At 45.2% G+C, this 18,906-nt stretch carries 12 protein-coding genes; 3 read left to right on the top strand and 9 right to left on the bottom strand.

What is annotated here, in order from left to right; all coding sequences use genetic code 11:
* Window positions 1-23: 23 nt before the first annotated feature.
* The 6 genes from A8C56_RS23105 to A8C56_RS23080 form a co-directional block, all read right to left on the bottom strand.
* Window positions 24-1,271 carry a quinol:cytochrome C oxidoreductase gene (locus A8C56_RS23105; RefSeq protein WP_067761067.1) on the bottom strand — a complete coding sequence of 416 codons (1,248 nt, stop codon included), beginning with the start codon at window positions 1,269-1,271 and terminating at the stop codon, window positions 24-26.
* Between the two features lie 39 nt (window positions 1,272-1,310).
* A complete protein-coding gene (locus A8C56_RS23100; protein ID WP_067762500.1) occupies window positions 1,311-1,967 on the bottom strand; it encodes a c-type cytochrome in 657 nt (218 codons plus the stop codon).
* A 33-nt stretch (window positions 1,968-2,000) separates the two neighbouring features.
* The gene (locus A8C56_RS23095) at window positions 2,001-2,588 is read right to left on the bottom strand and encodes a DUF3341 domain-containing protein (protein ID WP_067761065.1); all 588 of its coding nucleotides are present in this window, start codon (window positions 2,586-2,588) and stop codon (window positions 2,001-2,003) included.
* A 78-nt stretch (window positions 2,589-2,666) separates the two neighbouring features.
* Entirely contained in the window at window positions 2,667-4,112 is a 1,446-nt protein-coding gene (gene nrfD / locus A8C56_RS23090; RefSeq protein WP_067761064.1) for an NrfD/PsrC family molybdoenzyme membrane anchor subunit, read from the bottom strand.
* A gap of 145 nt (window positions 4,113-4,257) precedes the next feature.
* Window positions 4,258-7,410 carry a TAT-variant-translocated molybdopterin oxidoreductase gene (locus tag A8C56_RS23085; protein ID WP_067761063.1) on the bottom strand — a complete coding sequence of 1,051 codons (3,153 nt, stop codon included), beginning with the start codon at window positions 7,408-7,410 and terminating at the stop codon, window positions 4,258-4,260.
* Between the two features lie 133 nt (window positions 7,411-7,543).
* Window positions 7,544-8,836, bottom strand: coding sequence for a c-type cytochrome (locus A8C56_RS23080; RefSeq protein WP_067761061.1), 1,293 nt, complete (start codon window positions 8,834-8,836; stop codon window positions 7,544-7,546).
* Window positions 8,837-9,192: 356 nt separating this feature from the next.
* Here A8C56_RS23080 and purN point away from each other — a divergent pair, with 356 nt between their 5' ends.
* The 3 genes from purN (at window position 9,193) to A8C56_RS23065 (ending at window position 12,249) form a co-directional block, all read left to right on the top strand.
* Entirely contained in the window at window positions 9,193-9,771 is a 579-nt protein-coding gene (gene purN / locus A8C56_RS23075) for a phosphoribosylglycinamide formyltransferase (RefSeq protein WP_067762498.1), read from the top strand.
* A gap of 88 nt (window positions 9,772-9,859) precedes the next feature.
* Window positions 9,860-11,386: a serine hydrolase gene (locus A8C56_RS23070; protein ID WP_067761059.1), complete on the top strand. Its 1,527-nt coding sequence runs from the start codon at window positions 9,860-9,862 to the stop codon at window positions 11,384-11,386.
* 95 nt (window positions 11,387-11,481) lie between these two features.
* Window positions 11,482-12,249, top strand: a complete 768-nt coding sequence (locus tag A8C56_RS23065) for a carboxypeptidase-like regulatory domain-containing protein (protein WP_245645672.1) — start codon at window positions 11,482-11,484, stop codon at window positions 12,247-12,249.
* Window positions 12,250-12,263: 14 nt separating this feature from the next.
* On the opposite strand, the gene A8C56_RS23060 is transcribed toward A8C56_RS23065, so the two are convergent.
* The 3 genes from A8C56_RS23060 to A8C56_RS23050 all read right to left on the bottom strand — a co-directional run bounded on the left by A8C56_RS23060 (window position 12,264) and on the right by A8C56_RS23050 (window position 18,906).
* The gene (locus A8C56_RS23060; protein ID WP_067761054.1) at window positions 12,264-12,842 is read right to left on the bottom strand and encodes a Crp/Fnr family transcriptional regulator; all 579 of its coding nucleotides are present in this window, start codon (window positions 12,840-12,842) and stop codon (window positions 12,264-12,266) included.
* Between the two features lie 93 nt (window positions 12,843-12,935).
* Entirely contained in the window at window positions 12,936-15,299 is a 2,364-nt protein-coding gene (locus tag A8C56_RS23055) for a GAF domain-containing protein (protein WP_067761052.1), read from the bottom strand.
* A 4-nt stretch (window positions 15,300-15,303) separates the two neighbouring features.
* A complete protein-coding gene (locus A8C56_RS23050; RefSeq protein ID WP_067761050.1) occupies window positions 15,304-18,906 on the bottom strand; it encodes a metallophosphoesterase in 3,603 nt (1,200 codons plus the stop codon).

Here is an 18,906-nt window from a genome sequence, read left to right as displayed (position 1 = left end):
TATCTTACTTCCCCTCCTGATTATTACGTATGATGAATAACGGCCTCTTTTACAAAAGGGTGATTTTTTGCCGTTAACGGATATTTGCTCAATGTTTTCCCTGTTACAAACATGATGATACCCACAAATCCCAGACCGATACCCATATCAAACAGGATCATCGGCATCTTATCCGGGGAAACGCCGGGGAAAACCATCTGGAAATAATCCAGCCAGTGACCAAACAAAACAATAATAGATACAACGGTCACAATAGTATAGTTTCTCTTTGAATCACGGCTCATGAAAATCAATATCGGCGCCACAAAGTTGATGACCAGCATGATCCAGAACACTCCTGCGTATGGGCTCGGATGATAATTGTTGCCGATCCTGTTAATAAAATAAATGGTCTCCTCCGGCTGGTTACTATACCAGATGAGCATAAACTGGGCAAACCATAAATAGGTCCAGAAAATGGAAAACGCAAAGATGAACTTACCCAGATCGTGCAGGTGTTCCTTATTCACTATGGGCAATGCCCCGTTATTTTTCAGAAACACTACATAAAGTGCTATCAGGGACAGGCCTGCAACAAAAGTGCTTGCAAAGTTGTACCAGCTGAACATGGTGCTGTACCAATGGGCATCAATGCTCATGATCCACAGCCAGGGTATGGAAGACATAACGGTTAAGGCAAATACTACAATATATAATGCAGCCATTACCGTATTGTTCCATACAAACTTCTTTCTTTTTTCAAGGGTGCTTACAACTTCGCCATCATCTGTTTTTAACGACATCTGCCTCATTTTCCAGCCCAGGAACGACCATAATATATAGGTTAATATGGTTACTGTTGCAAAAAAACCTTTACTTAGAAAACCACTTTTATGCTGGAGCGCAGGGTCATGTGCCACATGCTCTGCATCTGTCCAGTGATAAATGGTATGATGGTCTCCGAAACAAAGCGCTAACAGGATTACCACTGCAATAATACCTATTACCGGAACGCAGGAAGCAATGGCCTCGGTAACGCGGGTAAAAGCAATTTGCCAACCACCCCATGCCAACGTAGTAGCGCACATAAAAAACATGGCTGCGTTCACTACTAATAAAAAATAAACGCTGTTTTGCAGCAGGCTGGCCCAAAAACGGGCACGGTTATCATGATTACCTTCACCCCCTGTTACTGCATATAACGAAATAGCAGCAATAACACCCACAATCATTAACGCAAACGCTATTGTGTTATACTTTTTGGTAGGTATGAATTTTTCCGTAGTTGACATTCGAATCTTTTATTAATAGTTCTGTGAATTAGTTATTCCTTATTTTTTTGCAGTCGCCTTTTCATCAACCTTTGTTTCCGGCTTTGCTGCCGTACTATCCGTCTTTGCGGCACCTGCCGGTGCGCTGCCCCCCTGCTTGGATTTTATGAAGGCGATAATTTCCCAGCGCTGTTTGGGACTTAGCTGAGAAGCATAGCTACCCATTTGCCCTTTGCCATAAGTAACTGAATAAAACATGGTGCCTTCTGCCATTGCCTTCATTTCCGCATCCATAAAGTTTTTAGGCGCAGCTGTAAATGGTCCCTCGCCTCCTTTGAACAACGGGCCGTTACCATCCAGCTTATCGCCATGACAGATACCACAATTGATGAGATATAACCGTTCAGCCTCTTTCATATCAATAGCAGCCCCTGCTGTGTCTAAAGGATTTTTAAGCTGTGCAGCCTGTGCATATCCGGCAGAATCATGTGCTAAAGTAAACATAAACTCAGCATCTTCCCCCCTTGCAACAGTACCCGGCACGGGTTTACGATTGTAAAAAACACCTTCCTTAGCAAGATCACCTGTAGAAGCGTAGGTTTCAACAGCCTGGCTGTAGGTCATATCCGGCATATAGGAGTAACCCGGTTTATCGCCTGCACCGCAGCCGGCCAGCATTCCTGCCGCTACAACACCTATGATCAAATATTTCTTCATATTACTTATTAATAATAAATACAAAACTTATTTTTAAACCGCCGCTACTTTTTTACCAAACACAACAGAATCCCTGTCATAACGGCCAAACCACCAGCCGGTTTCCCTGTTCTGAACCTGTACATCCTTAGCGCCGGCACTTTCCAGAAAAGCTATTGCTTCCGCTTCGTTTGTCTTGTCGGTACATTCAATGGCCATTACAAAAGTGTCATCTGTACTGCGGGGATTAAAGTGATCCTTTTTTACAAAAGGAGCCAGCTGGCATAACCAGCAAAAAGTAAGCACCATTCCTACAGCAGAAAACAATACCGTAAGCTCAAACATAATAGGGATCCATGCAGGCAATGAAAAGAAGGGCTTGCCTCCGAAGTTGATCTGCCAGTCAAGCGCCAGCGCCCAGCCAATAAAGCTTATGGCCACTGTTGTTCCGGTAATCCCGTATATGAACCCGGCAATGTGCAGATCCGTATCTTTCATGCCCAGCTCCTTATCTAATCCGTGAATAGGGAACGGCGTATATACATCATGTATCTTGTAACCGGCACGACGCACTTTTTTCACCGCCGGGAAAAGCACTGCTTCATCGTAAAAATTGCCGGTTATAAACTTCTTGATTGCCATTTATATCTTGTTTGATGTTTGATGTTTATAGCTTGATATTGTTTTTCAAACCTTAAACGTTAAACTTTAAATTATTTTTTAATGATGCGCATTTTCATGCTCAAATTCCTCCAGTGTTTCGTTCTCATCCTTCGTCATTCCTTCCTTAAAGTTATCCCCGCTCCGCTTGAGGATATGTTTGATTTCCGCCATAGCAATTACCGGGAAGAATTTTGAGAACAGGAAATAACAGGTAAAGAACAAACCAAAAGTGCCCATATAGAATCCGATCTCCCAGATAGAAGGAGAATAATAGGTGCTCCAGGAGCTCGGTAAGTAATCGCGGTAAATAGAGGTAACGATAATTACAAAACGCTCAAACCACATACCGATGTTCACCAGAATGCTCATAAAGAAGGTAACCAGCAGGTTCCTGCGCATTTTGCGGAACCAGAATATCTGGGGAGACAGTACGTTACACCCCATCATTAAATAATAGGCCCACCCATAAGGACTGGTAAGGTTCACCCTGTTTTCCTTAAACGCGAACCATTCATATTCCACGTGGCTGTACCAGGCAATAAATAATTCCGTTAAATATGCAATACCCACAATAGAGCCGGTTAGTACAATGATCTTATTCATTACATCAATGTGCTCTATAGTGATGTATTCTTCCAGATTCAATACCTTCCTTGTTACCAGCAACAGCGTTTGCACCATAGCAAAACCGGAAAATACCGCACCCGCAACGAAGTAAGGAGGGAAGATAGTGGTATGCCAACCGGGAATTACCGAAGTAGCAAAGTCGAAAGATACGATGGTATGCACCGAAAGTACCAGCGGTGTTGCCAAACCGGCCAATACCAGCGATAACGCTTCATGCCGCTGCCAGTGCTTGGTACTGCCCGTCCAGCCAAAAGAAGCAACCCCGTAAAACAGTTTCCGCCATTTCAGCTTGGCCCGATCGCGCAGAGTAGCCAGATCCGGTAATAAACCGGAATACCAGAACAATAAAGACACAGTAAAATAAGTAGAGATCGCAAACACGTCCCACAACAACGGGGAGTTAAAGTTTACCCATAACGGACCGCGGGTATTGGGGTAAGGTGCCACAAAAAATGCATTCCATACCCGGCCCATGTGCCAGATAGGAAACTGGCCGGCGCACATTACCGCAAAGATGGTCATCGCTTCAGCCGCACGGTTCACCCCGGTTCTCCAACCCTGGCGGAACAACAGCAGGATAGCAGAGATCAGCGTTCCGGCGTGACCAATACCTACCCACCATACGAAGTTGGTGATATCCCATCCCCAGCCGATCGTTTTGTTCAGGTTCCACTGGCCGATACCATACGTAACGTCCATATAAATGGATACCACACCAAACAGCAAGAGCCCTAAAGAAATAATAAACCCTACCCACCATAATTTACTTGGCCTGGCTTCTACAGGGCGGCATATATCTTCTGTGATCTGGTGATAGTCTTTATCTCCTACAACCAACGGCCCCCGTACTTGCGATTCGTATCTGTTTAATGACATATCTGTTTATAGTTTATGGCCTGATGTTTATGAATTGTCATTAATAAACAACCCTTAAACGCTTCAACCTATTAACTTTTTTAACTTTTCAGTTCTTCTTATATAGTGCTCCTCATTAATGGTTCCCTGATCCGCATCCGGGACCTTAATGATGCGCGCCCTCTTTTACCGGCTCTTCCACAATCCCTCTTTTTTCATCTTCCGGGTCTCTAACTTCATGCTCCCCGGCAAGAACAATTTCATCTGTGTTCCTGATCTTGGAAAAATAGCTTACGTTGGGCAGCACATGCAGTTGTTCTAATGAATAGAACAAACGCTGCGGGTTGTTTAACCGAACCTGGCTGATAGCACTTTCTTTATCTCTTGCATCCCCAAAAACAATGGCATTGGTGGAGCAGGCCTGCTGGCAGGCTGTTTTTGCTTCACCATCCTTTAACGGACGGCCGGCTTTCTTTGCATCCAGCTTGGCATGCTGCAAACGCTGAACACAGAAGGAGCATTTTTCCATAACACCTCTTGAACGCACTGTAACATCCGGGTTCAGTACCATCCGGCTTACCGCATCATTCATCTGATGCACCACCGGATCCAGTACCCCTACCAGTTTCTGATCCTGATTGTTCGGGAAGGAATCTGCGCCTGTATAATCAGCCCAGTTAAAACGGCGTACTTTAAAGGGACAGTTATTGGCACAATATCTTGTACCGATACAACGGTTATAAGCCATCTGGTTCAGTCCCTCTGTGCTATGGTTGGTTGCTGCTACCGGACAAACGTTCTCACAAGGCGCATTATCGCAATGCTGGCAGAGCATGGGCTGGAATACCACTCCTTTTAAATTATCGGGGTTGGCCTCATCGCTCACAAAGTAACGGTCAATGCGCAGCCAGTGCATATCATGGAAGCGCAATACCTCGCTTTTTCCTACAACGGGAACGTTATTTTCAGCATGACAGGCTACCACACAGGCGCTGCAACCCGTACATGCGTTCATATCAATATTCATCCCCCATTTAATACCAGGTTTCTCATGATCACCGTACAACGTAGCCTCTGTCCTGAAGTCACCGGTAGTTTTTGCATACGTTTCAGCCAGTTTTTTTCTGAAATCCAGCACCTCGTTGGGGGTTTTGCGGTAAGTGGCCAAAGTGGTTTCGCGCAATACCTCAACACGGCCCTCGTAAGAGTTGTGGATCTGCATTTGTGCAATCTTTTCCTTTTTTCCGGCACTTTCAACGGTGATATTGGGAACAAAATAGCTGATGCTGCCACTTGGAAAGAGGGATGCAAACGGGAACATATTTTTTCCAACGCCTGCTGCCGTTCTTCCTAATTTTTCACTACGGCCGTACCCTACCTGTACTGCTATTGTATTGGCATTCATACCGGGAATCACCAATATGGGAAGCTCCACGGTTGTTTTACCGTTGCTGATCTTAATAACCGGCTTGTCCGGGTAATACTCATAATCCACACCGGTATCTATTCCCAGTTCCTTTGCCTTGGGAATAGAAATCAGGGCATAGTTACCCCAGCAGGCTTTGGATATCGGGTCCGGTAATTCCTGCAACCAGGGGTTTACCGCCCCATAACCAGGGCCAATAGCTACGGTTTCATATAATACCAGTTCATCTTTAGCACCAACCGGCGCTCCGGCAATGGACGTTGCTGCTGCAGCTACCGCGCCAGCATTATAGGCACCGGAGCCGGATGCAGCCTCTTCCAGTATCCCGTTCTCAAGCGCTTTATGATACGCTACCTCGCTGCCGGTTTTCTGTATCCAGAAGTTTCTTGTATATGCTTCATAGTCCTGCGCGTTCCCAAACCATTTCAATAAAGAGGTCTGGAAATTGCGGGTCTTGAACAAGGGGAAAATAGTAGGCTGAATAAAGCTGTAAACGCCTGTTTTTGGCTCTGCATCGCCCCAGCTTTCCAGGTAATGATGCGAGGGAATAATGTATTTACACAATTGCGTGGTTTCGTCCATGCGGTAGCCGAAGGAAACCGTGGTTTTTATCTTTTTTAAGGCATTTGCAAAACGTGCCGCATCAAAATAATCATAAGCAGGGTTGGCATCATAAATCAATAATGCGTCCACCTGTCCGCCTTCCATCTGGGCAAGCAGGTCTGCAAATTCTTTATCCGTTCCTTTGCGGGAGTTATCCGCCCTTGACCAGTCTATTGTGGTACCGTAAGCGCCAATAGCGTTGTTGATGGCATTTACAATTACCTGGGTATTTATATCATTGCTGCCGCAAACTACCAGGGCCTTACCTGAAGCAGCCTTTAGCTCAGCAGCTACTTTGGCAATACCGGCACTCAGTTTGGCATCTTTTAATGCCGGCGCGGCAACGGCCCCACCTAAAGCAGCCAGCAGCGCCAGTGCTACAGCACCGGTCTCTGACGGGCGGTGCGTAAAACGCTCATCTGCATTGGAACCGGTTACGCTCAGGAATGATTCAAACTGGTAATGTTTGCTCATTACCGGGTTGGCCTCATTGATCCGCCGCCCTACAGCATATCCTGCTGCATTTTCTTCACTATTCAGCCAGGTGCCCAGGAAGTCGGCGCCCAGGCCAACAATTACAGATGCCTGATCAAACCGGTAGGTAGGGATCTTTTTTCCAAAACCAGACGCTTCGTTTGCCAAAAGAATACCATTATAACTAATGGCGTCATATTGTACGTGGCGGATCTTCGGGTTTTTAGCAATAATGTCCAGAGTGGTGGGAGAATTGATGGAACTTGTTAACAGTACCACAGTGCCTGCCGCCGCCAGTTCCGCGGCAATTGCTTTATCTATAAAATCAAAAGTGCTTTCTTCAAATTTGCCGCCAACCTGTCTCTGAGGAAAGCGAAGGCGGTGCATATCATACAGATCCAGCACAGAAGCCTGTACCCTTGCAGAAGTACCTCCGTTGGTTGTGGAAAGATAATCGTTCCCCTCAATCTTTATAGGCCGTCCGTCCCTTACTTTGGCAACAACAGGAACAGCTTCCCCGCCCTGAACAAAAGTTGTTGCATAATATTTGGCTTCGCCCGGAATGATATTATCCGGCTTGCTGCCATAGGGGATCGCTTCGCGGATCTTTGTCTTACAGCTTGCTGCCAGTGTGGCGGCGGCTGTACTGAACCCTAAATATTTTAAGAAATCTCTTCTTGGAGCTTTTGCATCCAGTAAACCTTTACTGTCAAAATCTTCAAAGGGAAGTTCGTCTCGAAACTCATCCTGAACTCTCTTTTGAAATTGTTCGGATTTATTAAATTCTCCGAAACCCTGCCAGTACTTATTATTCATAATTTGTTAATATACTAATGTGAGAATGTGAAAAACCTGGAAATATGAAAATGTGAAAAATCCGGGAAATGTGAATGACGCCAATAATTTTTTACATTTTCATACTTGCACATTTACATACTTCCTAATTTTTTTAATAGTGGCATTTCTGACACTCAATACCTCCAATGTCTTTTACAGTTACGCTATCCATTTTGCCGGATTTGATATCCTCATGGAATTTTTCGTATATGCTGTAAAATTTATTACCGGTTGTTGAATCTACATTAAAGTTTACTTTGGTATTCCTGTGGCAGTTTACGCACCATCCCATGCTCAGTTCAGCAAACTGGTGCACTTCATCCATTGCTGTAATTTCACCATGACAGGTCTGGCATTGTACATTACCCACTCTTACGTGCTGGCTGTGATTAAAGTAAACATGATCCGGAAGGTTATGGATCTTAACCCACTCTATGGGCTTGGCCTTGTTGGGATCCCAGGAATCCGGTGCCTGCGGGTTAAAGCCTGCATATTGATAGAGTTTCGCAATTTCCGCCGAACCGTCAATCACATTACCATATTTATCCTTCAGCTCAGGGCCATTATATTTCTGGATGGTTTTATGACAGTTCATACATACGTTTACGGAAGGAATTGCCGCGGTTTTACTTTCCCAGGCATTACCATGACAGTACAGGCAATTGATCTGGTTGATGCCCGCATGCACTTTGTGCGAATAGAAAATAGGTTGTCTCGGCTCGTAATCTTTCTGGCGGTTCATATTGATCATCGCCTTTGTATTGAAATAGCCACTTACAATAAATAATATAATAGCAATAGTAGCCAGGTATACTTTATTTCTCAGAAACGGAACCCCTTCCGGTGTTTTTTTACCGTCTGCCTCATTGGCGATCTTTTTCAGGTTGCTGTTTACATAGATCAGGATCACTGCACCCAGGGCAAGGATGAGGGTAATGATACCATATAATAAAGGGTGCTGCCTGGTGCTGTCTTCCTCGGCGCCCTCGCCTGCAGCCGGAGCGCCGCCCTTGCCGGTATCCAGCTTGCCACTTCCTTTATCATCAATATATTTTAAGATTGCATTTATCTGATCATCAGTAAGATCGGGAAAGGTAGACATTACATTGGGCGTCAGTTTTGACGTTTCCACCGCCTGCGGATAACCGGATGCAATCAGTTTTTGGTTGTTGCGGATCCACTCATGCAGTTTTCCCTGATCAGGCCATTGCCCCTGTACTCCAAAAAGACCAGGCCCTGTAGCCATCGTCTTCATATCCGGTGCGTGACAACTCTGGCACTTGCTGATAAACAATTGTTTACCTTCTGCATCATCCTGGGCTACCGTAATGTTAAACTTGGAAAGAGAGAAAAGCGTTAGTATAATTAATAAGAGCCTGTTAATTATATACTTAGAAATAGTCATAAACACATTAAATCTAAAAGTGTGGATAAATGTCTCTGATCAGATGCAAAAATAAGGTTCGGGCTTAACAAAACAGCAACATTTTAAAAATTTTTTAAACCCGCTACCAGACTGCGTTTCAGCCGATTTTGAACGCTAAAAAAAGCATTTCTGAAAATATTTGTCATTAAAAAGTCATTCATTTTCAAATTACGAATAGTTGTTAACATCTTACTTTTTATCTGTATTCTTGATCAGCGTCAATTATTAGTTTCCAACACTTTTGGATGGGCTTGCGCTATTTTGTATTTATCTGAAAAATCACCGAGGTTTTTTGGCCGGCTGGGTATTTTATAAAACCTTTGCTGCAGGGTTTTATGAAAAAAAAGAAAATAGTCTTATTTGCCAGCGGTGCCGGCTCCAATGCCCGCCAACTGATCCATTATTTTAAAGATCATGCTTCTGTTACTGTTTCACTGATTGTTTGCAACAAACCGGGCGCCGGTGTTACAAAAATTGCTGAAAGAGAAGGCATTGAGCTGATGCTGATTGATAAGCACCGGTTGCAGTCGCCTGATTTTGCCAAAATACTGCTTGAAAAAGGAACAGACTTCATTATTCTTGCCGGTTTTTTATTAAAAATACCGGCAACGCTTATTGAAGCATTTCCCAGGCATATTATTAATATCCATCCTGCCCTCCTGCCCAAATACGGAGGGAAAGGAATGTATGGCCATTATGTGCACGAAGCGGTGATCAACGCCCGGGAGAAAGAAAGCGGTATTACCATTCATTATGTAGATGAGCAATATGACCACGGTGCTACGATCTTTCAGACCACCTGTCCTGTTTCCGCCTCCGACACGCCGGAATCACTGGCCCGTAAGGTGCAGTTTCTGGAACATCAGCATTTTGCCCCGGTAGTGGAGCGGCTGGTATTAAAAGAAGTTTCCTGAAAACCAGACGAACCATTGCACTATTTTTCCCGGGAGTTCTGCCACCTGAATTATTCATCCGCTTTTACAATACCTGTTAATATATTTTATGAAGAGGGCCCTTTTATTGCTGTTGCTTTGTCTTAATGCTGCTTTTCTGAAAGCACAGCAGGCTTCCAGAAGCCATTTTCTGAAAGACAGCCTTGATGCATATGTAAATAAGGCATTGAAAGACTGGCAGATACCGGGCGCAGCCGTTTGCGTGGTAAAAGATGGCAGCATAGTGCTGATGAAGGGTTATGGTATAAAAGAAACCGGCACAAAAGAGTCTGTTGACGTAAACACCCTGTTTATGATTGGCAGTAATACCAAAGCATTTACCGCAACGGCCCTGGCTAAGCTGGATGCAGAGGGCTTACTGAGCCTGGATGATCCTGTGCAGAAATGGCTGCCCGATTTTACACTATATGATCCCTGGGTGACAAAAGAAGCTACTATTACCGATCTGCTGTGCCATCGTTTGGGATTTGAGACCTTCCAGGGAGATTTTATGTTCTTTGCTTCTGATTTAACTGTAGCAGAAGTGCGGGAAAAGCTGGGCAAATTGAAACCAGTGTACAGCTTCCGCAGTAAATGGGGCTATACCAACTCCGCCTTCTTAACTGCCGGCGAGGTGATCCCCAAGGCTACCGGCGTCAGTTGGAACCGTTTTATTACCGATTCTATTTTTAAGCCATTAGGTATGAACCATTCACTGGCACTGTCGGCAGCTATTGCCGGGGCAGCTGATAAGGCGTCAGCCCATACAATAGCAGAAGGCAGGTTAATAAAAATCCCTTACGGAAAAATAGACAATCTTGCGCCTGCCGGCAGTATTTCCTCTTCTGTCAACGATCTGTCGCATTGGGTACTGATGCTGTTAAACAACGGGAAATACGAGGGCAAACAGGTAATACCCTCATCTGCCATTAAAAAAACAAGAATGCCCCAATCAATCATTGGCAACGGGGGCACCTTGTTTAACCGTGGCCATTTTTTATTGTATGGCCTTGGCTGGATGCTTAGCGAGTATGAAAACCGGGAAATTGTAGCACATACAGGTGGGGTAAACGGTTTTGTTACCGGTATTACCCTTGTTCCTGAAGAGCACCTGGGCATTATTGTGCTGACCAATACAGATGCCAATGCTTTTTATGAAGCCTTAAAATGGGAACTCCTGGATGCGGAACTGGGGCTGCCTTACCGGGGCTACAGCGACCTGTATTTTTCAAAAAATAAGGAACAGGAAGCGAAGCAGGCTGTTTTTGATAAAAAAATGGCCGATTCGGTTGCAGGGAACCTGCAGCCGGCGCTGGAGCTGAAAGCATATGCAGGAAGTTATGCAGACAGTAATTACGGACGGGCAAACATTCAGATCAATGGCCGGCACCTGTCAATGACCTTTGAGCATCACAGCCGCCTGAAGGCGGATCTTTATCCGCTGGGAGGCAATCGGTTTTACTGCAATTATAATGATCCGCTCTATGGCAAGCAGGTACTGGAGTTTACTGTCCAGAACGGGAAAGTAAGTTATCTGAAATTATATGTAGCTGATTTTGTAGAATATACACCGTATTATTTTTATAAGCGCGATTAGGCTGTTGCTACTTTATCATAGTTTTTGCAAATTGTTTCATTGCTTTGCCGTCCAACATGCCTGTAAAGTCGTATTTTATTGAGCATCATAGAAAATTGAGGGTACTTAAAATCATATTCGCTGTTGGCCTGCTTGTGATTTGCGGGGGCACACGGGCACAGATCCAGGTCAAGGGTAATGTATATGATAGCCTGGGCAGGACACCGGTTCCTTCAGTATCTGTGCTCACCAGTTCCGGGCGGGGCACTACCACTGCAGCAGATGGCAGCTACAGCATTATTACGGATAAGCAGGATTCTATCTGGTTCAGCTATCTGAACAAACCCACCCGCAAATTCCCGGTTGATAAGATCAGCACACCTTATGCTTTTGACATTTCGCTGCGTGTAAATATTCCTGATCTGCCTGAGGTAAAGATCAGAAACCGGGATTATCATCAGGACTCGCTCCAGAACCGGGAAGATTACCGGAAATATTTTGATTTTGAAAAGCCCGGACTGGCCTTTAGCAGCGCAGATGGCAATGCAGGGGTAGACCTGGATGAACTGATCAATGTATTTCGTTTTAAAAGGACCCGGAAGCTGACCCGTTTCAGGGATAAACTTGTGGGTGACGAGCAGGAAGGGTATGTGCGTTACCGTTTTAATAAAGCGCTCATCCGCCGTATTACCGGTATGACCAATGACAGCCTGATCAATGAGTTCATTGCATTGTATGCGCCCAGTTATCTTTTTGCACAAAGAACCAATGATTATACATTCCAGGAGTACATTAAAAGATCTTATGAACGGTTTCAGCGGGGGCTGCCGCCTTCTCCCATGTGGCGCGAAGGGTTGTACAGGGAAGAGGAGATAAGGTATTAAAGTTTAATACGCTCTTATCCCTTAACCGGCTGCTTCAGCATCTTGCTCAGAAATTCAGGAGTAATGCCAATATAGGATGCCACATATTTTTGAGGAAGACAGGTTATTAATGAAGGATACTGGCGGCAGAAATTGTTATAGCGCTCCCTGGCGCTAAGGCTTAGTGAATCAATAACGCGGTGCTGCTGTGTTGCCAGGGCGCGCTCTGAAAGGATGCGGAAAAAACGGTCCAGAACCGGAACTGTATTATATAATTTTTGCATATCTGTAGCAGCAATCAGCACCACCTCACTATCATCAACAGCATCTATGTTCAGGGAGGCCGGTACCAGTTCCAGAAGGCTACGCATGTCACTGATCCACCATCCGGGCGGGGCAAACTGCAGGATGTGCTCAAAGCCGTTATCATCAACAGAATAGCTCCGCAGGCACCCCTGCTCTACAAAAATATAGTGCTTCAGTATGTCTCCCTCCTGCAACAGAAAGTCCTTCTTCTTCAGGGTCCTGTATTTACAAACAGCAAGGATCCTGGCGGCCGCATCCGCATCCAGTGCAACCAGTTTTTCAATATTCTGTATCAATGCGTTGCTCATAGCTATAAAGATACAGGAAAGAGAGGATCCGGCCTGTCACATAAACACGAACCTGCACCAAAAACGCACTCATAGCTGTATTACACATCAGATCTATGCGTTTGCCCTGGCGTCCGCTGCTACTCCTACGCGCATTGCCCGCAAACCGGAAATGCCCTGCAGATCCTCCAACTCTAAAAACTCAAGGTCATCGTTTAGAAGGCCTTCATTTTGCAGATAGCTGATATACCCTTTGTATTCATCGGCCTCAACCCGGTTAAAATACACCAATGCAATCTTACCAGGCTGAGTTAACCGCTCGGTTGAATTTTTTAAATGCACTTTGTCAATGCGTTTCTTTACAATCTGGTAACGGATGTTATAGCTTCCCTCCACATCAAATTTTCTTTCATCCGGTCTGAAGGCGATGTCAATGGGTACAGACCGTATAAAAATCAGCTGGGTGGTTTCCAGTTCATGCTCCATCGCCGGGCAAAGAGAACCTGTAAGACGCGCGATCTCCGCCATGGTACGTAACTGCCAAAGCCGGATATTTTTTAAATACAACGGGTTGAAAGGGAGGTGGGGTGCTATCGATTGCCCGATATAGATATCATATTCCAGACCATCTGTACGGAACTTCTCAAAATACGCGGGGTATAGCTTCTGCAGCTCTGTATTAAAATCTTCCAGTTGCTGGCTGATGACCGTGTTGATCGCTTTCATTGAATTTTCCAGGGCACGGCGGTTCCTGAATGCCGCCCCGTCTGCTTCATTGATTGTAGAAAAATAGTAATCGATCGCCTCCTTCAGATCCGGATGGCTGATCGCAACATGCTTCAGCAGCGGTTCTGCTTCCTGCTCCAGAAATTCACTTAACAGCACTGCATCGTAATCATTGAAATGACCGTCAATAGCGCTCAGCCATTTTTTGCACTTAAAGATCATTTCGTCAATCAGCAGGATGCCGGTTTTATTTTTTGCCCTGGTCAGCAGATCCAGTATCAGTTCCAGCTGATAATCCAGGTCCAGCACCAATGCCTTATTCCGCTCAACCGTTGAATTGCGGATATCTATAGCCCCATACAAAGGGTATACGTGCGTAAACCGGATCTTTTCAATGACAGGTTTCCCGGATACATGGTGGGTATCTCTTAAATAATGCCAGGCCACTTCCTTGAACTTCCATTGTACCGCGGGCTGTAAAGCGGTAAACTTATCCATAATGACGCCGTCAATAGAAGTATTGAACTCGTCAACGGTGTTCTGAAGCAATTGTGAAATGATCGGCAGTATCGGCCGCAGCTTCAGCAGCCGGCTGTGCGTCAGCTGATCTTTTTCCATGCTGTACACTTCCAGTGCGCCCGCTACTTTATTGCTGTGATAGACCGGTAACAAGGCATACGACTGTATACCCGCCTTTTGCAGGTAGCCTTCTATAAATTTATATTTTCCGGAAAACTCATTTTCGCCAAAGATCACTGTTTTGGGATGGTTCAGATAGCTTTCAGCAAAAGTGAGCAATGTTTGTTCCTGGGCTTTCCCGTTTTTCACATCCCACATTACTGTAGTAGCGCCTTCTTCCCCTGAAAAAACAAGGCGGTCGTTTACCCGTAAATTAGGCAGCAGCCCAAACTCAATTTTTGAGGAGCCCAGGAGGGATTTTAATGAGGCAATCACCTGATCATTATAGCCTGAATCCGTATGTCCGTTCCTGTTTAAGGTAAGGCTTTTAATATTTTCAACGGATTGCTCCTCGGTTACATCCTCTACAGTGATAATTCCAAAGCCCCTGAATGAAAACAGGTCCAACGGCAGCTCACGCAAGCCCTTTTTCCAGTCAAAATCTTCATTACGGATCTCATTGGCCCATACAGACATTTTAAATTCGGGCAGTGTGCCCTTCACCTGCACGTCTACAAAGCGGGTGTCAATATTGATCCGGAAATATTTTGCAAGCCCTTCTTCCTGAAAGTCCACAGAATGCGTCAGCTCAAGATTTGCTGAAAAAGGCTGATTATATACCTTGGAAAAAATGATCGTATAAATGAACTGCAGCCGCCGCTGCATCATTTCATCCGTAGGGATCATTCCTTCTTCACAATGGTCTGCTTTTGCTGCGCTTTTCTTTACCAGGTCATAAAACGCTTTTGTACCAAAAAAGATAACCGGATCTATAGGTATGCAAAGCCCCCAAAGGTTGGTTTTTTCGTCATCAAGCGGAGGTTGTAAGAGGTTATACATTAATTCCAGCTCTTCCCGGAAATATTTTATTTCCTCAACAGGAATCTCATCCTTTAGATGTTTGTTGGATAAAAATTTATTCAACACATACTCAAAGAACCCTTTTTTTACTGACCCGGTTGCAGCAATCCTCTGCTCCAGGTAACTCAGAAAACGGTTAAAGGAAAGCCGTATATCCAGGTTGCCTATTCTCTTACCACTCTTTTCCGCAAGGTCAAATAATTCGTAATACATTTTATTAAAATCTAAATCCTAAAGTAACATAAGGGAGCCACCCCTCTTTTGAATAGCCGGCCAGAGCCTGTACCACAAACAACTGCGCCGGTGAAAAATAGATACCACCACCCACACCGGTATGAATCTCATCACTATTGTATCCTTTTGCCCAAACCTTGCCCGCATCAAAAAAACCGGTCACACCCAATTGCCCGGGCAATATATAACTGGCAACGTCCATTAATTTTATTCTTACCCTGAAGTTGTTATAAAGCATTTGCTCACCGGCAAAACGATACTGGCGAAAACCTAATAAATTGTCCTGACCACCCAGGAACAGTGACTGGTAAAAAGGCGCATTGCCAAAAGTAGCTCCACCTCCAATACGGTCTGAAATAACAAAAACACCCCGGGGATCTAATTTTTTGTAGACAGATGCTTCTGTAAGCGCCTGCGCAAAGTTGCCGGAATAATGGTTCAGCCCTTTAAAGCCAAGAACAGTTATATTAAAATAGCCGCCGGAACTGGGCAGTAAACGGCTGTTACGTCCATCCCTTGTGTATGCCGCAGAAATGCCTGTAAAGTATTTTGTATTAACAACGGTGCTGCTGTCATAAGAATGAACCAAAGACGGGCTCATTATTAAACGGCCGGTGTTGTCTTTTGTATCAAATGAATACATCTGGAAAAGCGGCGCTAGGCTGAACGTTGTTTTTTCTCCTTTTCTCCAGCGTAGCTTCGGTGTTACATTCAGCAATGTAAACCGGCTGCGGTAATAGGTAATGTGATTGTCTTTATCATATTCCGTATTATTGCCCAGGCCAAAAAAGTTCTGCGTATTATCCGGCGCATAAAGATCGGCATCTACCACAATATCTGCATTGCCCAGCGCATGCAGCCATTCGCTCTTTAACCCAAAATGAAAAGCACCGGTAGTAAAGGAATGCCTGAAGGAGAGCTCCTGCATGTTGCCATAAGGAGCTTTTCTGAAGCTCTGGTTGATAAAACGAACGCTCAGCCCCAGCATAAACCCGTCATCGCGGTTAATGGCCGCATCTGGCAGGTACTGTACCCGGTTGTACAGGTTGGTAGGCATATAAGACGTATTGGCGCTATCCTTTCGCAAACGTGCCCAAACTTTTCCGGTTGCCCCGTTTATGGCTACCGCTGTATCTTTTCCATAAATACGGATATGCCTTTTACTTTCTTCAACCAGGTAGCTTTTTGAACCTTTCTGTCCGATGATGCGTAGCTTTACCGACGTGGTGTTATGGATCACTACACTGTCATTGCCGTCATGGATAAATAACCGCAGTTCCCTGGTAACGGAGGGGTCAAACACCCGGCGGAACAGCTGCTGTTCTGTTTTGCCTGACTGGCTTATTTTATAAATAGCAACCAGCAAGCCTCCGTTATCTGCATCCGTAATCTGCACCAGCTCGTTCTTATCAGACGTCTGTATGTCAACAATACGATTGAAGAAACGGTAATAGGTAGCCATGGCGGCAGGGATATTATTCCTGCGTTCTTTAAACTGCTTCAGCAACTGATCATGCCGCAGCTGATAAGATGATCCGGGCAAACGCCTAAGTGCCGCTTCCAGCACGGAGTCTGTAATATTCCCTGTAAATTCACTGACCAGTTGTGTCCACCGGTTCTCATCATACTGATTAAAAAAGTTGGCGTTGATCTTACTGCCTGCCATAAAGTAATAATTCACCTTTTTGATCTTACCGTCAAAATCATGCAGCCTGGGCATAAGTGATTTACTGGAGGCAATAGCCGGGAATACGCCGTCTACCACATGTAGCACCTGGTCCCGGTCCCTGGGCACAGGCGTATAGCGTTTATTATCCTTTTTATTTTTTTTGTAGGCCCACCGCCACTGGTCTTCATGCCGGTCCCAGTCTCCTATCAGCAGATCCAACAGCCGCGCCTTAAAGTAAACTGCTGTATCCACCGTATTATCATTGTCCTTTTTAAGGGTCTTATACATCTTGGGTGTATTGTCTGACTTGCCCAATGGTTCCCGTTCTTCCAGTAAACAAATACGATTGATAAAGTCACTGCTATACATTCCAAGGTTTTTATCCGGCGCTACCACCCCAATAACAGGGTTGGTATGCGGCACACCTGCCGCTGCTGCCAGTGGCGGCACTATCAGCGCAGAATAAGGATGCTGGGCGCTTAATGCATCCATGATCACATCTTTTGCAAAAGTTTGCCGCATGGTTTCCGGCAGGAGAAACTCCATGTTCTTTACTACATTCCTCAGTACCCATTCTTTCCCTGTGGCATCCTCCAAGCGCAGTGATTTTGTCTGCAACCCGCCGCCCTGCTGTGTAGGCTTTAATCCGCCGTGCAACTGCGATAGCTTTAACACAGGCAGCCTTGTTGGGGCGGCCCATTCTTTCCTGTAGTTTTCACCAAACCATTTACGGTGGGCTTTTCCTACCTGGTCCAGTTCAGGATCCGCTTTTACTACTACGCTGTCTTCCTGTACCAGCGGAGAAGTGCTGATGGCTTCTTCCAGCTCTGTATGCGCTGTAAAAGGAATTTTATCCGTAAATGCCATCTTCATCTGATTTCCCTTCAGGAAATAATAAGTGATCCTTAAACTGTAATCCGTCAATTGATCAGCAATTACAAACCCGCTGCGATCTGATGCAAACCGACTGCCTTTTCCTTTTTTTACATAAGCATTTTTTGCACCGGCACCGCTTACTATCTGTATCTGCCCGTTTTGAATGAACTGCAGCCCGTGTTCATGACCCGCTACATGCACCACATTCAGGTTACGCGCAAAGGCACTATCCACATCTGCAACCATTTCTTTATAATCCGGGTGCATCTGGTCCTCTGCATTTGGCAACGCTGTGCGTAAAAACGGGTATAAAGACCCGATAACAGGTAAGGGTATGTACAGGTTTTTATTGAGATTGGTTAAAGGAAATAGATGATCTTTAAATTGAAAATAGCCGCCATGCACCCCATAGCTCCGGAACGGGTGATGCGCCGCCAGCAATACGGTTTTATTCCGGTCCTTATTGGCCAGGTAGGAGAGCGCTTCAATAAACTCCTCTTTTGTTGTGCAGCCACAGGTATCATTATCTTTATTATGCCGGAAGAGCCACCACTCGCTGTCAAAAGCAATGATGACCAGGTGATCATTCACCGGTATTTCTACCGGGCCCGGGCATCCGCCTGAGGGTACCGCCTGCAGCAACGGATTGTGCTGATTATTGATAAATGCTGCCTGCTCCTGTATTTTTGCAAGACCGTTCTTTCCCATCCGGTCCCAGTCATGATTACCAGGTATAAAATAAACGGTTGCTCCTTTTGCAATCATTGGCGCATACTGAGCCGCTATGATCTTTTCTGTTGCAACACGGTCAGGGGCACCGGGAAGCCCCATTCCTCTCGGGTATATATTATCACCCAGAAAAAGTACACGGGTCTTCGAGGGAAGAATATTACCGGCTGCGGCCGTTAATACCTCTTTCTGGTGCTCATTGATTGCACCGGCGTCACCGATCAGCAGGATCCTTTGCAAAACAGAGTCCTGTGCCTGCAACGCAACAGCCAGCAGCAATGCACTCAGTAATATCCCAATATTTTTGAACAT

Origin of the sequence: Niabella ginsenosidivorans (assembly GCF_001654455.1) — a bacterium.
Classification (GTDB): domain Bacteria; phylum Bacteroidota; class Bacteroidia; order Chitinophagales; family Chitinophagaceae; genus Niabella; species Niabella ginsenosidivorans.
The sequence above is the reverse complement of the archived record's forward strand: the minus strand, read 5'-3'. Positions and strand labels throughout refer to the sequence as shown.

Coding starts and splice junctions, on each gene's coding strand:
- A8C56_RS23105 (WP_067761067.1), bottom strand. CDS start 1,271: ATGTCAACTACGGAAAAATTCATACCTACCAAAAAGTATAACACAATA.
- A8C56_RS23100 (WP_067762500.1), bottom strand. CDS start 1,967: ATGAAGAAATATTTGATCATAGGTGTTGTAGCGGCAGGAATGCTGGCC.
- A8C56_RS23095 (WP_067761065.1), bottom strand. CDS start 2,588: ATGGCAATCAAGAAGTTTATAACCGGCAATTTTTACGATGAAGCAGTG.
- nrfD (WP_067761064.1), bottom strand. CDS start 4,112: ATGTCATTAAACAGATACGAATCGCAAGTACGGGGGCCGTTGGTTGTA.
- A8C56_RS23085 (WP_067761063.1), bottom strand. CDS start 7,410: ATGAATAATAAGTACTGGCAGGGTTTCGGAGAATTTAATAAATCCGAA.
- A8C56_RS23080 (WP_067761061.1), bottom strand. CDS start 8,836: ATGACTATTTCTAAGTATATAATTAACAGGCTCTTATTAATTATACTA.
- purN (WP_067762498.1), top strand. CDS start 9,193: ATGAAAAAAAAGAAAATAGTCTTATTTGCCAGCGGTGCCGGCTCCAAT.
- A8C56_RS23070 (WP_067761059.1), top strand. CDS start 9,860: ATGAAGAGGGCCCTTTTATTGCTGTTGCTTTGTCTTAATGCTGCTTTT.
- A8C56_RS23060 (WP_067761054.1), bottom strand. CDS start 12,842: ATGAGCAACGCATTGATACAGAATATTGAAAAACTGGTTGCACTGGAT.
- A8C56_RS23055 (WP_067761052.1), bottom strand. CDS start 15,299: ATGTATTACGAATTATTTGACCTTGCGGAAAAGAGTGGTAAGAGAATA.
- A8C56_RS23050 (WP_067761050.1), bottom strand. CDS start 18,906: ATGTTCAAAAATATTGGGATATTACTGAGTGCATTGCTGCTGGCTGTT.